The sequence below is a fragment of the uncultured Romboutsia sp. genome (assembly GCF_958366745.1).
In the GTDB taxonomy this organism is placed as follows: Bacteria; Bacillota; Clostridia; order Peptostreptococcales; family Peptostreptococcaceae; genus Romboutsia; species Romboutsia timonensis.
Window position 1 is genome coordinate 1 of sequence record NZ_CATXCO010000008.1, and the last position, 19,899, is coordinate 19,899.

At 25.3% G+C, this 19,899-nt stretch carries 20 protein-coding genes; 5 read left to right on the forward strand and 15 right to left on the reverse strand.

The genetic code is table 11. From position 1 onward, the window contains the following. Positions 1-469 precede the first annotated feature (469 nt). Both Q5F54_RS01475 and Q5F54_RS01480 read left to right on the forward strand, forming a co-directional pair. Positions 470-1,117: a hemolysin III family protein gene (locus tag Q5F54_RS01475; RefSeq protein ID WP_281537735.1), complete on the forward strand. Its 648-nt coding sequence runs from the start codon at positions 470-472 to the stop codon at positions 1,115-1,117. Between the two features lie 260 nt (positions 1,118-1,377). Next, positions 1,378-1,827, forward strand: coding sequence for a hypothetical protein (locus tag Q5F54_RS01480; RefSeq protein WP_277231775.1), 450 nt, complete (start codon positions 1,378-1,380; stop codon positions 1,825-1,827). 132 nt (positions 1,828-1,959) lie between these two features. On the opposite strand, the gene Q5F54_RS01485 is transcribed toward Q5F54_RS01480, so the two are convergent. Next, positions 1,960-3,042: a hypothetical protein gene (locus Q5F54_RS01485; RefSeq protein ID WP_281537736.1), complete on the reverse strand. Its 1,083-nt coding sequence runs from the start codon at positions 3,040-3,042 to the stop codon at positions 1,960-1,962. A gap of 208 nt (positions 3,043-3,250) precedes the next feature. On the opposite strand from Q5F54_RS01485, the gene Q5F54_RS01490 reads away from it, so the two are divergent. Both Q5F54_RS01490 and Q5F54_RS01495 read left to right on the forward strand, forming a co-directional pair. After that, complete coding sequence (locus tag Q5F54_RS01490; RefSeq protein WP_071121501.1) at positions 3,251-3,979, forward strand: HAD family phosphatase; 729 nt, start codon at positions 3,251-3,253, stop codon at positions 3,977-3,979. 79 nt (positions 3,980-4,058) lie between these two features. Further along, positions 4,059-4,814: a hypothetical protein gene (locus Q5F54_RS01495; RefSeq protein ID WP_281537737.1), complete on the forward strand. Its 756-nt coding sequence runs from the start codon at positions 4,059-4,061 to the stop codon at positions 4,812-4,814. Positions 4,815-4,870: 56 nt separating this feature from the next. Here the strand turns inward: Q5F54_RS01495 and Q5F54_RS01500 are convergent, their stop codons facing one another. From Q5F54_RS01500 to splB, 6 genes are all read right to left on the reverse strand, one after another. Then, on the reverse strand, positions 4,871-5,362 hold the full coding sequence (locus tag Q5F54_RS01500) for a hypothetical protein (protein ID WP_281537738.1): 492 nt from the start codon (positions 5,360-5,362) through the stop codon (positions 4,871-4,873). 10 nt (positions 5,363-5,372) lie between these two features. Next, positions 5,373-5,813, reverse strand: coding sequence for a hypothetical protein (locus Q5F54_RS01505; RefSeq protein WP_277231767.1), 441 nt, complete (start codon positions 5,811-5,813; stop codon positions 5,373-5,375). Then, positions 5,814-6,641: a DUF5685 family protein gene (locus Q5F54_RS01510; protein WP_288526149.1), complete on the reverse strand. Its 828-nt coding sequence runs from the start codon at positions 6,639-6,641 to the stop codon at positions 5,814-5,816. A 32-nt stretch (positions 6,642-6,673) separates the two neighbouring features. Then, positions 6,674-7,177 carry a metallophosphoesterase family protein gene (locus Q5F54_RS01515; RefSeq protein WP_277231763.1) on the reverse strand — a complete coding sequence of 168 codons (504 nt, stop codon included), beginning with the start codon at positions 7,175-7,177 and terminating at the stop codon, positions 6,674-6,676. A gap of 151 nt (positions 7,178-7,328) precedes the next feature. Beyond that, the gene (locus tag Q5F54_RS01520; protein ID WP_281537739.1) at positions 7,329-7,592 is read right to left on the reverse strand and encodes a hypothetical protein; all 264 of its coding nucleotides are present in this window, start codon (positions 7,590-7,592) and stop codon (positions 7,329-7,331) included. A gap of 101 nt (positions 7,593-7,693) precedes the next feature. Then, the gene (gene splB, locus Q5F54_RS01525) at positions 7,694-8,716 is read right to left on the reverse strand and encodes a spore photoproduct lyase (protein WP_302333886.1); all 1,023 of its coding nucleotides are present in this window, start codon (positions 8,714-8,716) and stop codon (positions 7,694-7,696) included. Between the two features lie 190 nt (positions 8,717-8,906). On the opposite strand from splB, the gene Q5F54_RS01530 reads away from it, so the two are divergent. Then, positions 8,907-9,179: a hypothetical protein gene (locus Q5F54_RS01530; protein ID WP_302333887.1), complete on the forward strand. Its 273-nt coding sequence runs from the start codon at positions 8,907-8,909 to the stop codon at positions 9,177-9,179. 62 nt (positions 9,180-9,241) lie between these two features. Here Q5F54_RS01530 and Q5F54_RS01535 read toward each other — a convergent pair whose 3' ends face one another. From Q5F54_RS01535 to Q5F54_RS01570, 8 genes are all read right to left on the reverse strand, one after another. Further along, on the reverse strand, positions 9,242-11,641 hold the full coding sequence (locus Q5F54_RS01535) for an ABC transporter permease (protein WP_302333888.1): 2,400 nt from the start codon (positions 11,639-11,641) through the stop codon (positions 9,242-9,244). Beyond that, positions 11,634-12,317, reverse strand: a complete 684-nt coding sequence (locus Q5F54_RS01540; RefSeq protein WP_302333889.1) for an ABC transporter ATP-binding protein — start codon at positions 12,315-12,317, stop codon at positions 11,634-11,636. Before Q5F54_RS01540 ends, Q5F54_RS01535 begins: the two co-directional genes overlap by 8 nt. Before the next feature lie 76 nt (positions 12,318-12,393). Then, positions 12,394-13,635: a sensor histidine kinase KdpD gene (locus Q5F54_RS01545; RefSeq protein WP_281537402.1), complete on the reverse strand. Its 1,242-nt coding sequence runs from the start codon at positions 13,633-13,635 to the stop codon at positions 12,394-12,396. Beyond that, positions 13,632-14,324: a response regulator transcription factor gene (locus Q5F54_RS01550; RefSeq protein ID WP_071121513.1), complete on the reverse strand. Its 693-nt coding sequence runs from the start codon at positions 14,322-14,324 to the stop codon at positions 13,632-13,634. The genes Q5F54_RS01545 and Q5F54_RS01550 overlap by 4 nt, the downstream gene beginning before the upstream one ends. Before the next feature lie 380 nt (positions 14,325-14,704). Then, positions 14,705-15,460 (reverse strand): MerR family transcriptional regulator, encoded by a 756-nt coding sequence (locus Q5F54_RS01555; RefSeq protein ID WP_302333890.1) that lies wholly within the window; start codon positions 15,458-15,460, stop codon positions 14,705-14,707. A gap of 333 nt (positions 15,461-15,793) precedes the next feature. Then, complete coding sequence (gene htpG, locus Q5F54_RS01560) at positions 15,794-17,665, reverse strand: molecular chaperone HtpG (RefSeq protein ID WP_302333891.1); 1,872 nt, start codon at positions 17,663-17,665, stop codon at positions 15,794-15,796. Positions 17,666-17,972: 307 nt separating this feature from the next. Beyond that, positions 17,973-19,325 (reverse strand): DUF4179 domain-containing protein, encoded by a 1,353-nt coding sequence (locus Q5F54_RS01565; protein WP_288247715.1) that lies wholly within the window; start codon positions 19,323-19,325, stop codon positions 17,973-17,975. Then, positions 19,325-19,894: a sigma-70 family RNA polymerase sigma factor gene (locus Q5F54_RS01570; RefSeq protein ID WP_288247714.1), complete on the reverse strand. Its 570-nt coding sequence runs from the start codon at positions 19,892-19,894 to the stop codon at positions 19,325-19,327. The genes Q5F54_RS01565 and Q5F54_RS01570 overlap by 1 nt, the downstream gene beginning before the upstream one ends. Positions 19,895-19,899 lie beyond the last annotated feature (5 nt).

The following is a 19,899-nucleotide window of genomic DNA, read 5'->3' on the forward strand; positions in this document are numbered from 1 at the left end:
ATTCTATAAATTAACCTACTGTTTAATTTTCAAAGTTCATTTCTTAAGCGACTGTGTCGCCGCTATTTTTTAACTTTCTTAAGTTTATCAAAGTTATTTTTCTTTGTCAACTTATTTTTTAAAGTTTTTTTCTTTTGTTTTGCCCTTTCCTTAAAGACAAGTATAACTATACCATCTAAAAATTATATCGTCAACACTTTTTAAAATTATTTTTTTATTTTTTTAATAAATAAAGTAAAGTACTTCATATATCCTGGCTTACTATTGATTAATAAGTTTATATTCTATGTTTATAATTTTATATTTTATTCATAATATATAAATAAAAATAATTGTTAAATTTTCTTTAAGAATATATCTGATTTTGTACATAGAGAGTATAATATTAGTATAATACTATTCAAAAACTCAAACTTTTTTAATAATAACTAAAAACATACTTTACTTATTTTATTTTGGGAGGTCTTTTATGAACAATTATCTTAGGGAACCCGTAAATGGTTTTACCCACTTAGCTGGTGCAATATTATCATTTATAGGATTACTTGCATTAGTAATAAAAACAGCTTTACAAGGTCATTCTACTATAGCTTTAACAGCAGTAATAATTTTCGGAATAAGCATGATTCTTTTATATGCTGCTTCTGCTACTTATCACTTAGTCGTTTCTAGTGATAAGGTTATTAGTTTCTTAAGAAGGTTAGACCATGCTATGATTTTTCTTTTAATAGCTGGATCGTATACTCCTTTTTGTTTAATTGCACTTAAAGGTGTTACCGGATGGGTTTTATTCAGTATAATAATAACTATCGCCATAGTTGGAATAAGTTTTAAATTAATTTGGTTTAATTGCCCTAGGTGGCTTTCTACAAGTATTTATGTACTAATGGGATGGATAGCTGTATTCCTAATGGGTCCACTAAAAATAGCTCTATCTACACAAGGTTTATTACTACTTATAATCGGAGGTGTGTTCTATACTATAGGAGCTGTAATTTATGCTACTAAACCAAATTTTCTAAAGTCTAAATATTTAGGTTTCCATGAAATATTCCATATATTTATAATGCTCGGTACTCTAACTCACTTTTTATGTGTATTTAAGTATGTAATATAGTATACCTATCAAACTTATAAAAGCGTGATTCATAACTATGTGTGAATCACGCTTTTATAAGTTTCTATACACCTCATATTATTAATTATACATATAAAACTATATATTCATATTCAATAAGTCATTTATTTTCTTCCATTTAACATAGAGTTTTTTTAATTAATAGATAAAATGCACATATTAATATTTTTTCTAATATATATATTATTAAAGCAAATTTATAGTATTTATGTATATTCTTTTGGGAGGTGTAATTTAATATGAATTTTGATATGTATTCAAATAAGCAATATAATGATGATTTGGATGCTAGCTATATATACCCTAGACCTTATATAGATCCTATGATGTATGTAAACTCCAGTGGTATGCAAATGAATCCAAATACAATGGGCGGATATATGACTTATATGAACCCTTTTATGTATAATCCTTTTATGTATCCAAATCCTATCGATTCCGAGGAGTATGATGAGGAATATAATCAAGATGATATGTATATTGATATTATGCAACAACAAATGCAACCTATGATGCCTGGAATGATTCCACCTAATATGATGCAAATGATGATGCAGATGATGATGAGTGGACAAATGCAACCTATGCCTTGCATGATGATGCCTGGAATGACTCCTATGACACCTTATATGATGATGCCTGGAATGACTCCTATAAATATGGAGGAATTTGATGAGGAAGAAATGTAATTTTTTTATAATAGATAGTATAAGAAATTTATGTCTGTCTATAATATAAATGTATTCCTCATAATATTCCCCCAATATTATAAATACAAAATAAAGCCATGAATAATCATTCATGGCTTTATTTAATTTATCTTAATCTAAAAAATCATAGAAGTCATTTGATTCTGATTCAACAAAATCATATAATACATTTTCTTCAAAGTATAACTCTTCTTTAATATCTAGATATTCTTTATAATTACACTGCAATATCTTATTTATATACTTTCTATCTTTATCACTATAAGTTCCTACGAAAAATTCATTTTCCATTTGATAGTATATCGCTTTAATATCATTATTAATTACATATACATTCTCCTTAACATGATCATTATTAAAATTAAACCTTGTAAAGAATGTACCATTTTCCATATCACTTTTTAATACAAATGGATTATCTTTATAAAATATATCTAGAAATTCATCTACTCTATTTATAGAGTAAATACTTACAAACTCAGGCTTAGATATCTCATCAAAAACCTCAAAATCAAATATAGGCTCTTTATCAGTTACAACCATAGAGCTTATTTTAAATCCATCTTGATTTTCTTCTATACTAAAAGCTATCTTAGATGTATAATATCCATCATTATCTTCATATAAAGCTTCACTTATATATCTTTTATTTCCTTTAGGTATTACTGTATTTTTTAATAATGTTCCATTTATATTTGTTATATGCATGTTTGCTATTTCTTCACTACTAGAGAAATATCTTAGGCTTTCTCTATCCCAAGCTATAAACCTCATAGTCATATAGTTTATAAATTCTACCTCATCTTTTATAGGTTTACATATCTTCATATATATATCTTCTATATTTAAGTTAGTTTCATATTTATTTATAATATCTATGTACTCCTCAACTTCACCTGGAAGAGGTTTTTCATAATATGAATTTTTATTACCAAAATATTTAACCAAAAATAAGGCCTCATCTTCAGATATTCTTATTCTATCTGATCCTAATCCACCCATAAGTCTTTCTTCTTCTCTATGTGCTTCATCTTTTGTAGGATTTTTTAAGCTAACATAATCAGCTAATCCAAGACCTTCTGCATCTAGTAAAAAATACTGTACTATTTTATCCTGTTTATCTTCCCAATTTATTAAAAGTCCCATTGTCCCCATAAGCCTTGAGTTTGTAACCTTTGCAAAATTAAATTTCATTAAATCACATCCTTATTATCATATATACCTTTATTATTTTCTTCAATTTAACGAATTAATCATAATTAAGACACATGTTTTTGAATATACTATAAACTAACTATACTTTCATTAAATAATAAAAATAATTCTAAATTATTTTATATAATTTTACAACTCATCCATTTTTTATAATATAATAAAATAAACGGTTAATCGAGGTGATTTTATGGGAAAAATAGCAGCTTTTTTTGATATAGACGGTACTCTTTATAGAGATTCTCTTATGGTTGAACATTTTAAAAAATTAATTAAATATGATATAATCGACCAAAAAGCATGGTTTGAGCATGCTAGAGATACTTTTATGGACTGGGATAAGAGACAAGGTCACTATGATGATTACTTAGATGAAATATGTGATCTATATGTAAAATCCTTAATCGGATTAGATAAAACTTGTATAGATTTTACTAGCGATCAAGTAATAAAGTTAAAATCTGATAGAGTATATAAATATACTCGTTCAAGAATAAAATGGCATTTAGATAATAATCATATTGTAATTTTCATATCTGGAAGTCCAGGTTTTTTAGTCGAAAAAATGGCTAAAAAATATAATGTAACTGATTGTATCGGAAGTAACTATCTTTTTGAAAATGAAATGTTCAATGGTACGGTTATACCTATGTGGGATTCAAGAAGTAAGAATACTGCTATAGATAGTTTTGTAGAAAAGTATGATATTGATTTAAATAAATCCTATGCATATGGTGACACTAATGGAGATATTAATATGTTAAGAAGAGTTGGGAATCCAATTGCTATAAATCCAACTAAAGAACTTTTATCTCATATTGCAAGTGATCCTGTTATTTCAAAAACTAGTCAAATAATAGTTGAAAGAAAAGATATCATTTATTCTTTATCACCAAATGTAGATATACTTGACATATAATTATAATAAAAAGGATTATCTCATTTAAATTAATTACCTTGAGGTACTCCTTTTTTAATTACTAATGGAGGGATGTATAATGAAATCTAGTGTAAAAAAAGATTTAGATACTTTAAGTAAAAATTTATATTTAGAATCACCGGATTTATGGATAGAGTTTTTAGATAAAGTTAATTCAGGAATATTTGATGAACTCGTTCTGTTTTTTGCAACTAAATACAACTATATTTCTATAGTAAAATATGCTATAGACAATAACCTTATAGATATCAACGCGAAGTCTAGAAATAAAGAATTTGCTACTATTTATGACCATCTGGTTTACGTAGCAAGACAAAACAACTATAAAGATTTTTCTGATTACTTTAGTAATTTAAAAAATCCAAATAAAGAAATATCTCAAAATAACGAAAATGATAAAACAAATATAAAAACAAAAAATAAAGATATTAATATACCTTCTGTAATATGTAAAAAATGTAAATCAAATATTTTTGAAGTTGGTTATATAGTTTGTGAAAACAAGATATTTAAGTTTTCACCTGAGGAAAATAAACCAGTAGAAATCGCTAAAGAAGACCTTAATTCTGTAATTTGTTGCAACTGTAACTCTTTAATTGAAAATACTACTCCTAAGGACTTAGAGGCTTTATGTAATATCACTACTTGTATAAACTGTAAAAATGACCTAAGAAGTACAGGTATAATAGATAAAAGAAACTTAATTTATAATAAAGACTCAAATAAATTTGATTTAGGAGAGACTTACTACGCATGTGGTAAATGTGAGAAAGCTATAAGCGATCAACAAAAGGATTACTTTAAATTAAAATAAATAATAAAAAGAGATATGAATTATAACATATAAATAATAACTCATATCTCTTTTTATTATATCTGTTTTATTATTTTTCTTAGTCTTGCGTTGTAATATTCTATAAATAAACTATATATATTATCATATACAATGAATAATACTTCAAAAATTAATACTGTAAATAAATTTACAGGTATATAAACAAATGGCTTTAATATAAAGTACACTATTAAAATTGCTACATTAGCAAATAATATTTTAAGAAAATACTCTATATATACAGGTCTATCTCTTTCAATAATATATTTTATCAAACCGTATATTCCAAATGTAAAAGTGTTTAATACCCATTGAAATTTACTATTAATTACTATAAAACCTAAAATAACTGATGCTATATAAAAAACAAAACCACTCTTAGGACCATATTCCATTATTATTATAGCTATTGGAAGTGATTCTAAGCCCATAAGAAATAATGTGTTAATCGGTATAACATTTATTAGTAACAATAAAATCAAGTTTATCGCTAATAGTATCCCACTATAGGCTATTTTTCTACTCATTAAATCACCCTTAGAAACAACTCACTAAATCTCCACCGAAGCATTCACAACATGAATCTAAACACCATAGTTTCATACAATCTTCACAGCAATCATCACCTAAGCAACAACAACAATCATCACAACAGCAGCAACAACATCCACCTAAGTCAGAACGTCTCCTTCTATTATAGTTATAAGATCTATCCCTATAATCATCTCTATAAAAGTTATAACTTTCTAAAAGAGCTTTATAGTCCTTATTTTCAGGATCCATCTCTGAAGCTTTTGTTATACTCTCTTCACCTTCTTCATAATATCCCAAATTCATAGCAGATAATGAATTTAGATAGTACCATTTAGAACATCTTTCACTTATACTTTTTAAAGCATTGTAAGCTTTCTCAAACTCACTATTATCAATAAGTTCCTTTATATTTATAAATTTATTATCATATACATTACTATACATTTATTTAATACCCTCCTCTAATATATTTTGATATCTTAGGTATACTCCTGAATATACGATATTCTCTATTATTGCTGTATTAGTTTTTAGATTTAAGTTATCGATTCTTCTACCTACCATTCCCAATGTCATACTTATTAATTTATCTACTCGTACTTTTAACTCTTCTCTTCTGTCTATGTACCCTATAAAAGGATTATACCTACCTTTTTTATAATCTTTCTCTAAATCCTCATAGGCATCTAATAAGTATATATATTTGCCTATGTTAAATCCAATCTGCCTTAAGTCCTTTTCAAATTCATCTTCTTTATATGCAAATATCTCTGCCATTAAGTTTCCAAATGTATTTGACACTAAATCAATATTAGTATTGTTTTCTTGTTCTAGATTATATAGTGTTTCTAATTGACCTTTTATAAATTCAGCTTTTTTAGGATATTTTTCATAAGCAGATTTTAATCTTCCTTTGTATATAGTATATGCAACTTTATCTTTTAATCCATTATCATCTTTTAAATTATCTTCTAATTTATAATATGTTAAAAGTACATTCATACTTGCTGCATATTCGGTTATTTCATTTATTATCTTTTTTTTCTTTTTAAATGGATTTGTTATACACCCTTCCTCTATTATAGTAGATTTTGGTTTATATACTGCTGTTAATATTAATATCAAGAATGTTATATCATAATTTAAAGATACTCTAGATATTTCACCATGATTATCTTTTAAATACTTACATAAACCACAATAATAACCTCTATAATGTTCATATTCTCTAAAAGTTAAATCCATTTTGTTTATTTTTACATATCCAAACATAAACATTCCTTTCTAGTATATAAATATAATATTTATATTACTATAGGTATAAATTCTACTTCATAGCATTTATATCTATAAATATTTTTATCAATTAATTTTAATGAGTCATAATAGCGTTCATTATCTAATATCTTAAGCTTTGCCATAGATATAGGTAGATTAAATCTTCGTGGTCCAACTGACCCAGGATTTATATAAAGTATACCTTTATCCTCATATATATTACTTTTATGAGAATGACCATATACAACAATATCTATATTTTCTTCTTTTAAGTCTATACTCACTTTTGATATATCATGAACTAAGTATATTCTTATATTATATACGTCTATTATTTTATCTTCTTTTGCTATATTTTTATCTTTATCGCAATTTCCTCTTATGAATTCTACCTTAGCTATTTTCTCTAAATTTTCTATAACTTCAAATTTACCTATATCACCTGTATGTATTATTAAGTTACAGTTACTTAAATTATACACTACTTCTTCTCTTAGTAAACCATGTGTATCCGATATTAATCCTATCATTATAAACTCTCCTACAATTTACAATTTTGTTTATATAATTGTTTCCAGATAATTTTTATTTTAAGCAAATAATATTATAATTCCCACATTCTATTTATACAATTATATTGTAAATTACTATAAATAAAGACCCTCATCAAGAGGGTCTCCTTTATAATATAAACTTAGTTATGTCACCTTTTTTATTTTCAATTGTTATAACATCTAGTCCCTTATATTCTCTAAATAGCCATTTTATATCTCTCATACTTTGATTTACTTCGTTAGGAGTCAAGTCTCTAATAAAATACTCCCTTCTCATTTCTTCATAACCTTTATCATTTAAAAAGTTTCTTATCATAGTAAATGCAAAAACATTAGGAATATTACTTTGATTACCTTTTTTATATCCATTATTTCTTAAATACATTATCATTTATATTCCTCCAATATTGATTTAATCATATCAATAAAGTATATATAAATTTTAATATATTATTACTATAGTTTTAATTTTTCCACTTTTGATTATGGATATTAAATTATGTATTTCACTATACTATTTGGAAATATACTTTTTAAATTCTCCATAAAAAATTCCTTCATATCTGTTAAATCTTCTTTATTATATAAGTATTTTCCATATCCAAATTGACCATATTTAAACTTTCTATCTTCATCATTCATAGGTAATGTTGTTTCTGGAAATATTTCTAGTATTCTATTTTTTGCCCTACTTGTATACCTATGTGATATAACTTCAAATATGATTTTTTCATTAAAATCTTCTGGTAATTTTTCTTTTATACTTTGTATTAAATGTTTATATTCCTCTTTCCAATTTTCATATAAAAATACTGGTGCTATTATAAATCCTATCTGATATCCAGCTTTGCCTACTTTAACAGCTGCTTCTATTCTTTTATTAGCTGATGCAGTGTGATGTTCATACTCATCAATAACTCTTTGTGTATTTATACTAAATCTTATTTCCGTATGATTATTATGTTTTGCATCAAGCAACGTATCTATATCATTAAATTTAGTTACAAACCTAAATCTTCCTTTTTCTTCTTTACCCAAAAACTCTATAGTCTTTCTTAATGAATGTGTATATGGTTCTATAGGTATAGGGTCTGATGTGGCTGCACCTTCAAATATTGTAATATGTGGAGACCTTTCATCTATATATTTTTTTGCTTGTTCTAAAATATCATCAGTATTAACAAAAACCCTCACAAACGGCTTATCTCCTAGTTGCGTATTTAAATAACAGTATTCACATCTTCCCATACAACCAGAAACTAATGGTAATTGATAATTAGCTGAAGGCTTACAGGTCTGAAATTTTAAGCTTTTTTTATAACTTACTACCATTGTTTCTTTTCCTTCTCGATACTGTTCAAATAAATTTTCTCCAGGTATATTTCCTTTAATTTTATTTGATGTTAACTTTATTACTTCTATGTTCTTATCATCTTTTATCATATTATATATATTTTGTCCAACTTCTGTATCTAAAGTACCCTTTTCAAATAAAACTCGTTTAGGCTTGAACATTATCCCACATCCTTTTTTTAAAATGTATATATCATTGTTATTTTATTCATTTTTAATCTATCTATACTAAGTTAAAATTATCAGATAAATTATTTTTATTTTTTATGAATAATTAGATGCTTATTTAAATATTATTTATTATGGGTAAACAAGCCTTAAATTTTTATAGATTATAAGGGGGATAAAAAATATGCTAAACGCACTAAACAGAGATTTAAATGAAAAAACTAAAGCTATAAGAAGCAGAGGTTATATACCTACTGTTATTTATGGAAATAAATTAGATAATAGTATACCTATAGAAATTCATAAAACTGAATTTCAAAGATATTTAGATGCCAATGGTGGAGATAAGATAGTTGAAATTAATCTAAATGGAGAAGTTAGAAATTGTAAAATAACAGAAGTTCAAATTGATGGAGTTAAAGAAGGATTTTTACATATAGACTTTTTATTAGTATAAAATAAATAAAATGCCTACAAATACAATCAGTACTTGTAGGCATTTATTAAGTAAATATAATTTTATTCACTATATCTAACTCTATCTATTAGAGATTCTTTATTAAAGTTTTTACTTATTAAATAAGTTAAAATAAATTGGGCTAATACTATACATACAATCATTATTATCATTTGATTAATAGGAAGAACATATACTGCATAAGACATTCCTGATTTTCTCATAGCTTGAACTGCACTATATCCTATTATATTTCCTATTGTTAATGAGCCTATTAACATAAATGATGTGTAAAACATTGCTTCTTTATTTAGCATTTGTACTAATTGTTTATTAGTAAGCCCTATTGCTTGTAACATACCTAATTCTTTTTTTCTTGTTATTATACTTGTTATCATAGAGTTTATTAGATTTATAAATCCTATAACTCCTATTAATACAACTAAGCTATATCCCATAATCTTAGTTATTTTTATAGCTAATTCACTAGATGCTATTTCTACATCTATATAGCTACCATTTAAATTTTCATTTGCTTTTACAAGGGATTCTACATATGCTTTTACTTCATTATAAGCATTTTTCTCTATAGTCAATCCAATACTATGTCTTGTATTTGTTTTAACTAGCTTATCCATTATATTATTATGTATTACGAATACTCCCGGTCCATCTGTTATAGCTTGAATTTTAAAATCTTTTTTTATAATATCTTCTCCATCATACAATTCAAAAGATAAAATATCTCCTACTTTTATATCATACATATCTGCATACATTGAAAAGTTTAATATCATTTCTTCGCCAGATTTTAATTTTTCTAAGTCTATTTCTCCATCTTGTAGATATAACTCCATATCTTCCAAATCATTTTCAGCACTTTCATCTATTCCAATAATATCATAAAAATCTTCTTCTAGTTCTAGATTTAGAATTTCTGATTTTATCATATTTGATGTGACTTCCACATCCTTTACACCATTAATTTTTTTTAATTCATTTATAAATTCATCACTCAGTAAATTTTTCTTTTGTAATATATTAAGCTCTGTATTTGGACTAGTTTTATCTCCAAAAGTATAATTATCTAATCTTATCACTATATCATGCGAGGAATGAAGTTTTGCCATTTTTTCTGCGTCCATACTACTCAATGCACAAGATACCACTATATATAGTATTCCACTTAATGTAAGTGATAAGAGTGTCACATAAGTACGTTTTTTATTAGATGATAAGTTGGCTTTTGTAAGTCTTGATACATTTATATAATCATAACCTTTTCTAGTTTTTTTCTTAGTAGTTGACTCTCCGTTATATTTTACCGCTTCTACTATAGATACTTTAGATGCTACTTTCATAGGCTTTATTAAAGATACATATACAGTTATTATACTTATTAATCCTATTGCTAAAGCTGTTAACCATTTGGATACACTAACATCTAATAATAATAAATATTTTGCTATTACTTCACTTATAATGTACCCTGCCACTAACCCAAGAGGTATAGCTATTACAGATAGATACATACCTTCTTTTAAAATTATTTTTTTAATTTGTTTTTTAGTAGTACCTATCGCTCTTAACTTCCCAAATTCTTGAACTTTAGTTATTATTGATAAATAGAATATATTGTATATTACAAGTATACTAGAAAGTATTATAACTAAGCATATAACTACAATTGATGTTATAACAGAAGGATCTGGCTTTGATAAATTTATGTAATTTTCATTTACTGCTGTGTAAACTTTTTTTATACCAAAGTTTTCTCCAATTTCGCCTATCATCATTTCCATATCATCAGCATACATGTTATCTCCATTTTTTAAAGTGAAGAATACATTAAAGTTTTCTTTAGACATATCTCTAGTACTGTTCATATAGTCATTAGATACTATTATTGAGTATGATTTTTTTACTTGTGCACTTTCACTTGATTTGGTTATTCCTGTTACTATAAAATCTTTTATTACTATTTCGCCACTTGCATAATCTTCATATTCTATTTCTATTGTTTGATTTAATTTTTCTTCACATCCCAATTTTTTTAGAGCCATATCATCTATAGCTATTTCATTTTTATTAACAGGTAGCTTACCATCTACTAATTTAAATGAATTAAATTTAAATGCATTTTCATCAACATAAGCTAATGCTATTTTAGTTTCATCTTCATATTCTTTCATAGAACCAATTCCATTTATTATTCCTGTTGAATCTATATCTGCATGAGATTTGATTTTTTCATATTTAGTTTCATCAACTCTTCCATACAATCCATGATAACTTCCATAATACTGTATTACATTTCTTTTATTTACTTCAGTCCAATCTAATCCAACCATTGCTACTGATGATAATAATGTAGTTGCTAAAAATATAGTTAAAATAATTAATATACTTTTTGATTTGTTGTATTTTATATTATTTTTAGCTATTTTAGTGATATTAATCATTTGTAACACCATCCTTTACTACTTTACCATCTTCTATATATATTACTCTATCAGCCATTTGAGCAATTGTTTCATCATGAGTTATCATTACTAATGTTTGATTGTATTTTTTTATCATAGTTTTTAATAAGCTCATAACTTCATCAGAAGTTTTAGAATCTAGATTTCCTGTTGGCTCATCTGCAAGTATTATTGCAGGTCTTGCTACTAATGCACGAGCTATAGCAACTCTTTGTTGTTGCCCACCTGATAATGTATTCGGTAGTGCATCTACTTTACTTTCTAAACCTAAAGAATTTATAATATCAGTTACAAATGGCTTATTAATTTCTTTTCCATCAAGCCCTACAGGAAGCGTTATATTCTCCCATACATTAAGTGATGGTATTAGATTGAAATTTTGGAATATAAACCCTATATTTTTTCTTCTAAATATAGCTAGTTCCTCTTCTTTCAGAGAGAATATATCTTTATCGTTTATGTATACCTTTCCTTCTGTTGGATTATCAAGTCCACCCATCATATGAAGTAATGTACTTTTTCCAGATCCTGATTTACCAACTATAGCTACAAACTCACCTTCTTTTATATCTATATTGGCATTGTCTATTGCTTTAACTAAATTTTCACCATTTCCATAATATTTCTTTAAATTACTAGTTTTTAATATATTCATTTTTCTTTTCCCCTTATCTGTATTATTTATACTTTAATAATACAACCTAAGTCTTTCAAATCACTTACAACTAGTCTTACACTTTTGTAAGGAATAAAGAAAATTTACTTCCTTGTTCTTTTTGTGATGATACTATAATGTTTCCACCTTGTTTCTCTAGTATCTTCCTACTTAAATAAAGACCTATCCCTGAACCTTCAATATCATCAACTTTTTCACTTCTATAAAATCTTTTAAATATATTGTTGTACTCCGACTTATCAATTCCAATACCATTATCTTTAATATCTATCCTTATAAAGTTTATAGTTTCTGAAACTTGTACATTTATATCTTTATTTTCAGAGCTATATTTAACTGCATTTTCTAATACATTGAATATACTTTCTTCTGTCCATTTTGTATCATGAGGAATTTCTATATCCTCAAAATCCTCTATATTTATATTTATATTTTTTTGATTAGCTTTGGGTACTGTGCTATTTATAGCTTTTATCAAAGTTTGTTTTATACTTTTATTTTCTATTTTAATGTTTATCATGCTTGCTTCTAGCCTAGATATATTAACTAATGAATCTATGAGATTATGTAATTTATTAATAGACATTTCATTCGTCTTTAAAAACTCAATTCTATCCTCATCATCAAGTTCTTCTTCTATTAATAATGTATTATATAATTTTAATGATGCTAGTGGTGTTTTTAATTGATGTGATATATCTGTTACTAATTCTTTTATGCTTTCCTTTTCTTTATCCAAACTACTTATTTTCAAATTCAAACTTCTTGATAACTTATTTAAATCTGTATATATTCTGTTAAATACACCCTCTTCTTTAAATTCTTCCTGTGCTATATATTTATTATTTATTATATTTTCTATATCACTATTTACTTTTAATAATCGGTTATACATATATTTAGTAAAGTTAAATACTATAAATGACACTAGAATAATTATTATTACAAAAACAGTTAAATTATTTACCAGGAAATATTTCAAACGTTCTTTGAAATTTACATTTTCATACATATTATAGTTATTATCATATCCATACTTGTCTAAAGTTTTTGCTCCTAAGTCTAAATATCGATTATCTTGTTTATATATGGATTTAACTATATCTACCTCTTGTTGAGGATATTTATTTACTAGTATTCCTACTACTCTTTTGTTTATATTTTCTTGCTCTAAATATATATTCTTTAAGTTATTGTATTGAAATACTGTGAAAATGCTAAATATAACTATTATGCTCATCATCATTATAAATATTGATTTTTTTATTACAGGTTCTTTTCTTATTATATTTATCATTTTTTTATACACCTCTTTGCAAAGGTATATCCCACACCTCTTATATTTTTTATATATTCTGGCTCAGATGGATTATCCTCTACCTTTTGTCTAAGTCTTCTTATATTAACTGCTACTGTATTTTCATCAACAAAGTTTCCATCAATATCCCAAAGAGCTTCCATTAATTTCTCCTTTGTAACCGTTTGACTTGAATTTTCCATTAAGTATTTTAATAATTTTCCTTCATTTTTACTTAGAAGTATCTCTTCTTTATCTTTAGTTAATTTATTTTCTACATAATCAAATTTTAATTTATCACAAAATATTATATTTTCTATTATTGTATTTCCGATTCTTCTCATGAATGCATTAACTTTTGATATTAGCACTATTAAACTAAATGGTTTTGTTATATAATCATCTGCTCCAATGTCATATCCTGCTACTATATCTATTTCTTGGTCTAGTGCAGTTAGCATTATTATATGTACATTACTGATTTTTCTTATTTCTTCACAAAAATCAAATCCACTTCCGTCAGGAAGTCCAACATCTGAAATTATTAAATCTACTTTATTATTTTCAAAAACATCTTTAGCTTCTTTTATGTTAAAAGCTGTACATACATTATATCCTTCTTTTTTTAGCTTGAAACTGATTCCTCTGTTTAGAGATTTGTCATCTTCTAAAAGTAATATATTCCCCATTATTTAGCTCCTTGTTATATTTTATATACTAATTTTAATAAAACTAAGTTAAATTAGTATATTTATTAATATTTTTGAAATTATCTTTAGTTTATTAAATAGGATTTAGCTTATTTGAATTGATATTCTGATGTAATAATAATATAAAAAGAAATTACAGTCTATGTATTTAGGGTATTACTCCCCATTGATTATTTGGATTTTTTAAACTTTATTTTTTATATCAAGTTCAAAATTACTCTTTGGCGAGAGTTGCTTTTTTATTTTACTACATAAGCAAACTATAATTTCTTTTAAACTAGATTATATCATAATTTTACATATTTCTATAATTATAAAAACCTCAATAAATTCATTTACTGAGGTTTTTCCATTATTTATTATCCATTATTATCACAATATATATTCATTGCATCACTCATAAACTGAGCTAATCCTTCTCCATACTTATCAATATTTTTAGTAAATCTTTCATCCGCTACATACATAAGAGCAAGACCTCTAAATATTTCTATAGTACAGTTATAGAAATTAGCACTTATATGATTTCTCCACTGTTCAACTAAATCTTGAACTTGATTATCTGATGGATCTTTCTCCCTTAACTTAGCAAGTTCTTCATATATCCCACTAGCCTCTTCCATGATATTTTCCCAATCATTTTTAGAATATTTTGATGTTTTTTCTTGGCTTTCTTTATAAGCATCGCTATTTCCATATCTCTTTTCTGTTTCTTCTTTGTATTTTTCTTGATGTTTTTTTACTTCTTCATAACCAAATGCTTTAAAATTATCTTTACTCATAGTTTCTCCTCCTAAATTTTCAATAGTATCATCTATTGATTCTAGTATTCTCTCTAGTCTTTGTTTCTTTTTAAAGATAAGATTACGTTGAGCTTTTAAAGCTTCCTTTCTATTAAAGTCTTTATCATCTAATATTTGCTTTATTTCTTGAAGCGGAAATTCTAATTCTTTAAACAGCAATATTTGATAAAGTCTTGCTATGTCATCATCATTATACATTCTATAATTTGAATCTGTTCTTTTACTCGGTTCTAAGAGTCTTATTTTATCGTAATGATGTAACATTCTTATACTTACACCAGTTAGTTTTGATACTTCATTTATTTTATACATTATTTCCACCTCCTGAGTTTATATTAAGGTATTACACAATGTTAGGGTCAATACATTTATTATTAAAAATTGCTATTGGTTTAATTACCAATTACATATATGATAAAATAAAAACCACTCTTCTAGTCACAATAGAAAGAGTGGTTTTAAACTTGATGTAAAGATTAAGTTCATCAAAAAATAATTTTTATTTATATAGAAACCACACTCTATTCCACAAGACTGTAATTTCTTTTTTTATTTCTTTATGTTTATATTATACTATAAATTACTTCAAAATAAACACATATTTTATCTTATTCCTACTATTTAATTCTATAAATTTATAATATTTTATAATGAAATTACCATACTCATAAGTTGATTATTTCTCTTTATAAATTCATCTAATTGTTTAGAATCTAATTCTTTATTAGATAATAAAGCTATATCTACTATTTGATTACAAATTAATGATATTTGTTCTTTTTTACTTTCATCATCTTTTAATGAAACTAATTTTTTAACTATAGAACTATTATTATTTATAACTAAAGTCTTTTCTTCTTCAAAACTCATACCAAAGTCCATTCCTGCGAATTGATATCTCATTTCAGCCATTCTTCTAGATTGCTCTGAAATTAATATAATAGCAGGTGTATCTTCACTCTTCAGGCTTTCTACTGAATAATTATTTATTCTATCACCTATAACATCTTTAAATAGGTTTTCTATATCAGTTTTTATTTCTTTATTATCTTCATTATCATTTTCCTTTAATATATCAGATAAATCTGCATCTATTCTATTAAAGTGTACTCCTTGATTTTTAAATTCTATCATAGATATAAAATGATTATCTATTGTAGAATCTAATATAACTGCATCTAATCCATAATCTTTAAATAGCTTTATATATTGTGATTGTTGCTCTTCATTACTCACATAGAATACCTTGTTTTCATGTTTTTCTTTGCAATTTTCTAAGTAATCATTAAGAGTTATATATTGTGAGTTTATAGTTTTGAATAATATACTATCTTTTACTTTATCATAGAAGCTTTCATCTTTTAAGCATCCAAACTTAATAAATACTTGTATATCATCCCAGAACTTTTCATAATTTTCTCTTTCATTTTTATATAATGATTTTAATTTATCTGCAACCTTTTTAACTATATGTTTAGAAATTTTACTTACATCTCTATCATTTTGTAAGAAACTTCTAGATACATTTAAAGGTAAATCTGGGCAGTCTATTACACCTTTTAATAATAATAAGAATTCTGGTATAACTTCTTTTATATTATCTGCCACGAATACTTGGTTATTGTATAATTTGACCTTACCTTCTATAAGCTCAAATTCATTTTTTAATTTAGGGAAATATAATATTCCTTTTAAATTAAATGGATAATCTACATTTAAGTGTATCCAGAATAACGGTTCATCAAAAGTCTTAAATACTTTTCTATAGAACTCTTTATATTCTTCATCCGTACAATCCTTTGGAGCTTTTAGCCATAATGGATTTGTATCATTTATAGGTGTTGTATCTACTACTTCATCTTCTTTTGTTTCTTCTGTTTTTATAGTTTCTAAATATATATCAACTGGCAAGAATGAACAATATTTATCTATTATATTTCTTAATGTGTATTCTTCTAAGAACTCTTTACTATCATCTGCTAAGAATAATGTAATTGTTGTTCCTCTTGTCTCTCTATTATCTGATTGTGTCAATTCAAATTCTAATCCATCTTCACTTACCCATCTTACTGGTGTTGCATTTTCTTTATAAGATAGTGTATCTATTTGTACTTTTTTAGATACCATAAAAGAAGAATAGAATCCTAATCCAAAGTGTCCTATTATATCATTTTCTTCATTCATTTTATCTTTATATGTGTTGAAGAAATCTTCTGCACCTGAGAATGCAACTTGATTTATATATTTTTCTACTTCTTCAGCAGTCATACCTATACCATTGTCTTCAAATATAAGTGCTGAATTTTCTTTATCTATAGATACTTTTATTTTATAATTTTCATCAGTATTACCTTTAGCTTCACCTAATGAAATTAGTTTTTTGTATTTATTTACTGCATCGCAACCATTGCTTATAAGTTCTCTTATAAATATATCTTTGTCTGAATATAACCATTTCTTTATTATTGGAAAAATATTTTCCGCATGTATTGATATACTACCCTTTTGATTTGTCATTTTATCTCCTCCTAATTTTAATTAAAAATTTATGGGATAAAATTAAGTTCCCTTTATAGGTATTATTGTATCACTTTTGTTAGCACTGTCAAGTGTAGAGTGCTAATTTATATATTTTATAATTAACTCGTTGTGTTAGTTAAATTTAGTCATTGAAATTACTATGGTTGATTATATAAAAATGAATTATTAAAAATACTATATAGATATTAACTAGCACAACATATTAATTATATAAATTTTGTGCACAAATAAAATACAGTAAGTTAATTTTACTTAACATACTATATTTTAATAAACTTTATTATTACTCTTTTAAATCTATCTTAATTTGTTGATCGTATAGTAGTTTCATATCACTATGAGAGAATGTAGATACTTTCTTAATTTTTCTTATTTTAGAAATATCATTTTCATATCCTTCCAATTTTAATATAGTTGTGTATCTACCAGTATGCCTATCTAGCGATTCCTTTACACTACTACTTATGTCTATCTCATCCCCTTCTTCATCATAGAACCATAAAGTAAGATAACCTGGTACTACTCCATCTTTATAATAAGTATATTTAATTTCTGTGTCAGTTATCTTAATGTCTTCTATTACAACTTTTCCATATTCACTAGTTTCAAAAACTATTGGTAAATTACCTATACTTTGAGGCTCTAGTTCCTTATTTTCTACACTATGAGCAAATGATATTGGTACTAATGTTAATAATTTTGTATCTTTATCAGCTTTTAAAAACTCATATGAATTACTTGCTATTCCAGTTTTAGTATTAACACCACTTCCTCCTTTATCTAATACATCTAATGAGTTATTCTTATCATCAAATAATGCAAATGAGTTTCCTAACATTGGTGTCCAATCTTTAAAAACTTTAGTCGGCTTTTCATTTATACGTATTGTGTTAGCTAAAGGAGATATAGTTACTTTTTCTACATTAATATTATGTTTTATATCTATTTTTTCATTATTATAATCATAAGTTTGATTTATTGTATAATCTTTATTTACATTATAATTATAAGTATTATTAACTGATTTTAATTTATCTACTTTAAGTGATATTTCCCAGTTACCTTCTATACCAAATATATTATTAACTCTAAATACAATTTCATCATTATTATCTATATTAACACTGCTAACATCTATTTTTTGCATACCTTTTAATTCATTTTCAGATATATAAGTTGCTTCATGCTCAATTATTCCACTACTTTCTTCTATTCTTTCACCATCCATATAAGTAGATATAATTGGATTATCAAGGTATGCATCTTTATCTATTTTATTTATATTTTTATCTCTTTTAGATGTATGAAAAACCATTATGTAATTATCATCTATTGATATATTATCTATTGTAAATTCTATGCCCTTATCCTTTACTGTTAAATTTATATTGTTACTCGTTTTTTCAAAATCATTTTTATCTGATAGATACAGTGATTGTTTGTTATGATTAAAATAATCAATTATATACTCTACTGCAAATGTAGTTGTTATAGTTAAAGTAGATATAACAGCTATAGATGCTGCCACTTTTGTAACCTTTTTATATTGATATTTTTTAGTTTTCCCTCTTCTTATCGCATTTTTAGTTACTTCATCTATATTATCCGGCATTTTTATATCATCAAATTTACTCATTATTTTTCCTCCTTCAATATATCATATAACTTCTTCTTTGCCCGTCTTATGTATGACTTTACTGTATTTTCATTACATTCCATAATCTCTGCAATTTGTGGTATGGTCAAATCATGGAAATATTGAAGTATAACAGGAGTTTTATATTTTTCACCCAATCTATCAATTGCATCATATAAATCTATGTTTTCCTCTATATTTGAGTATTCAATTTCCCCTATGTAATCTTCTACTTGCCCATCTTGAAACTTATTGTAGTGCCTATTTTTCATATTTACATTATTTATTAATATTTTCGTTATCCAGGTTTTGAAAAAATTTGTATTTCTAAGTTTTGATATATTTATATACGCCTTGTACACAGTTTCTTGATATATATCTAGTGCATCATGCTCATTTTTAACATATAAGAATGCAGTCTTGTATAAATACTCTTTATAAGAGTTTATCAACTTCTCAAAAGATTCATCGCATCCATTTTGAGCTTGTTGTACTAATTTATATTCCGTATATTCTCTTTGTTTTTTATTAAGAAAACCTATCCTTTTTATTGCTATATTTTCAATCATTATAT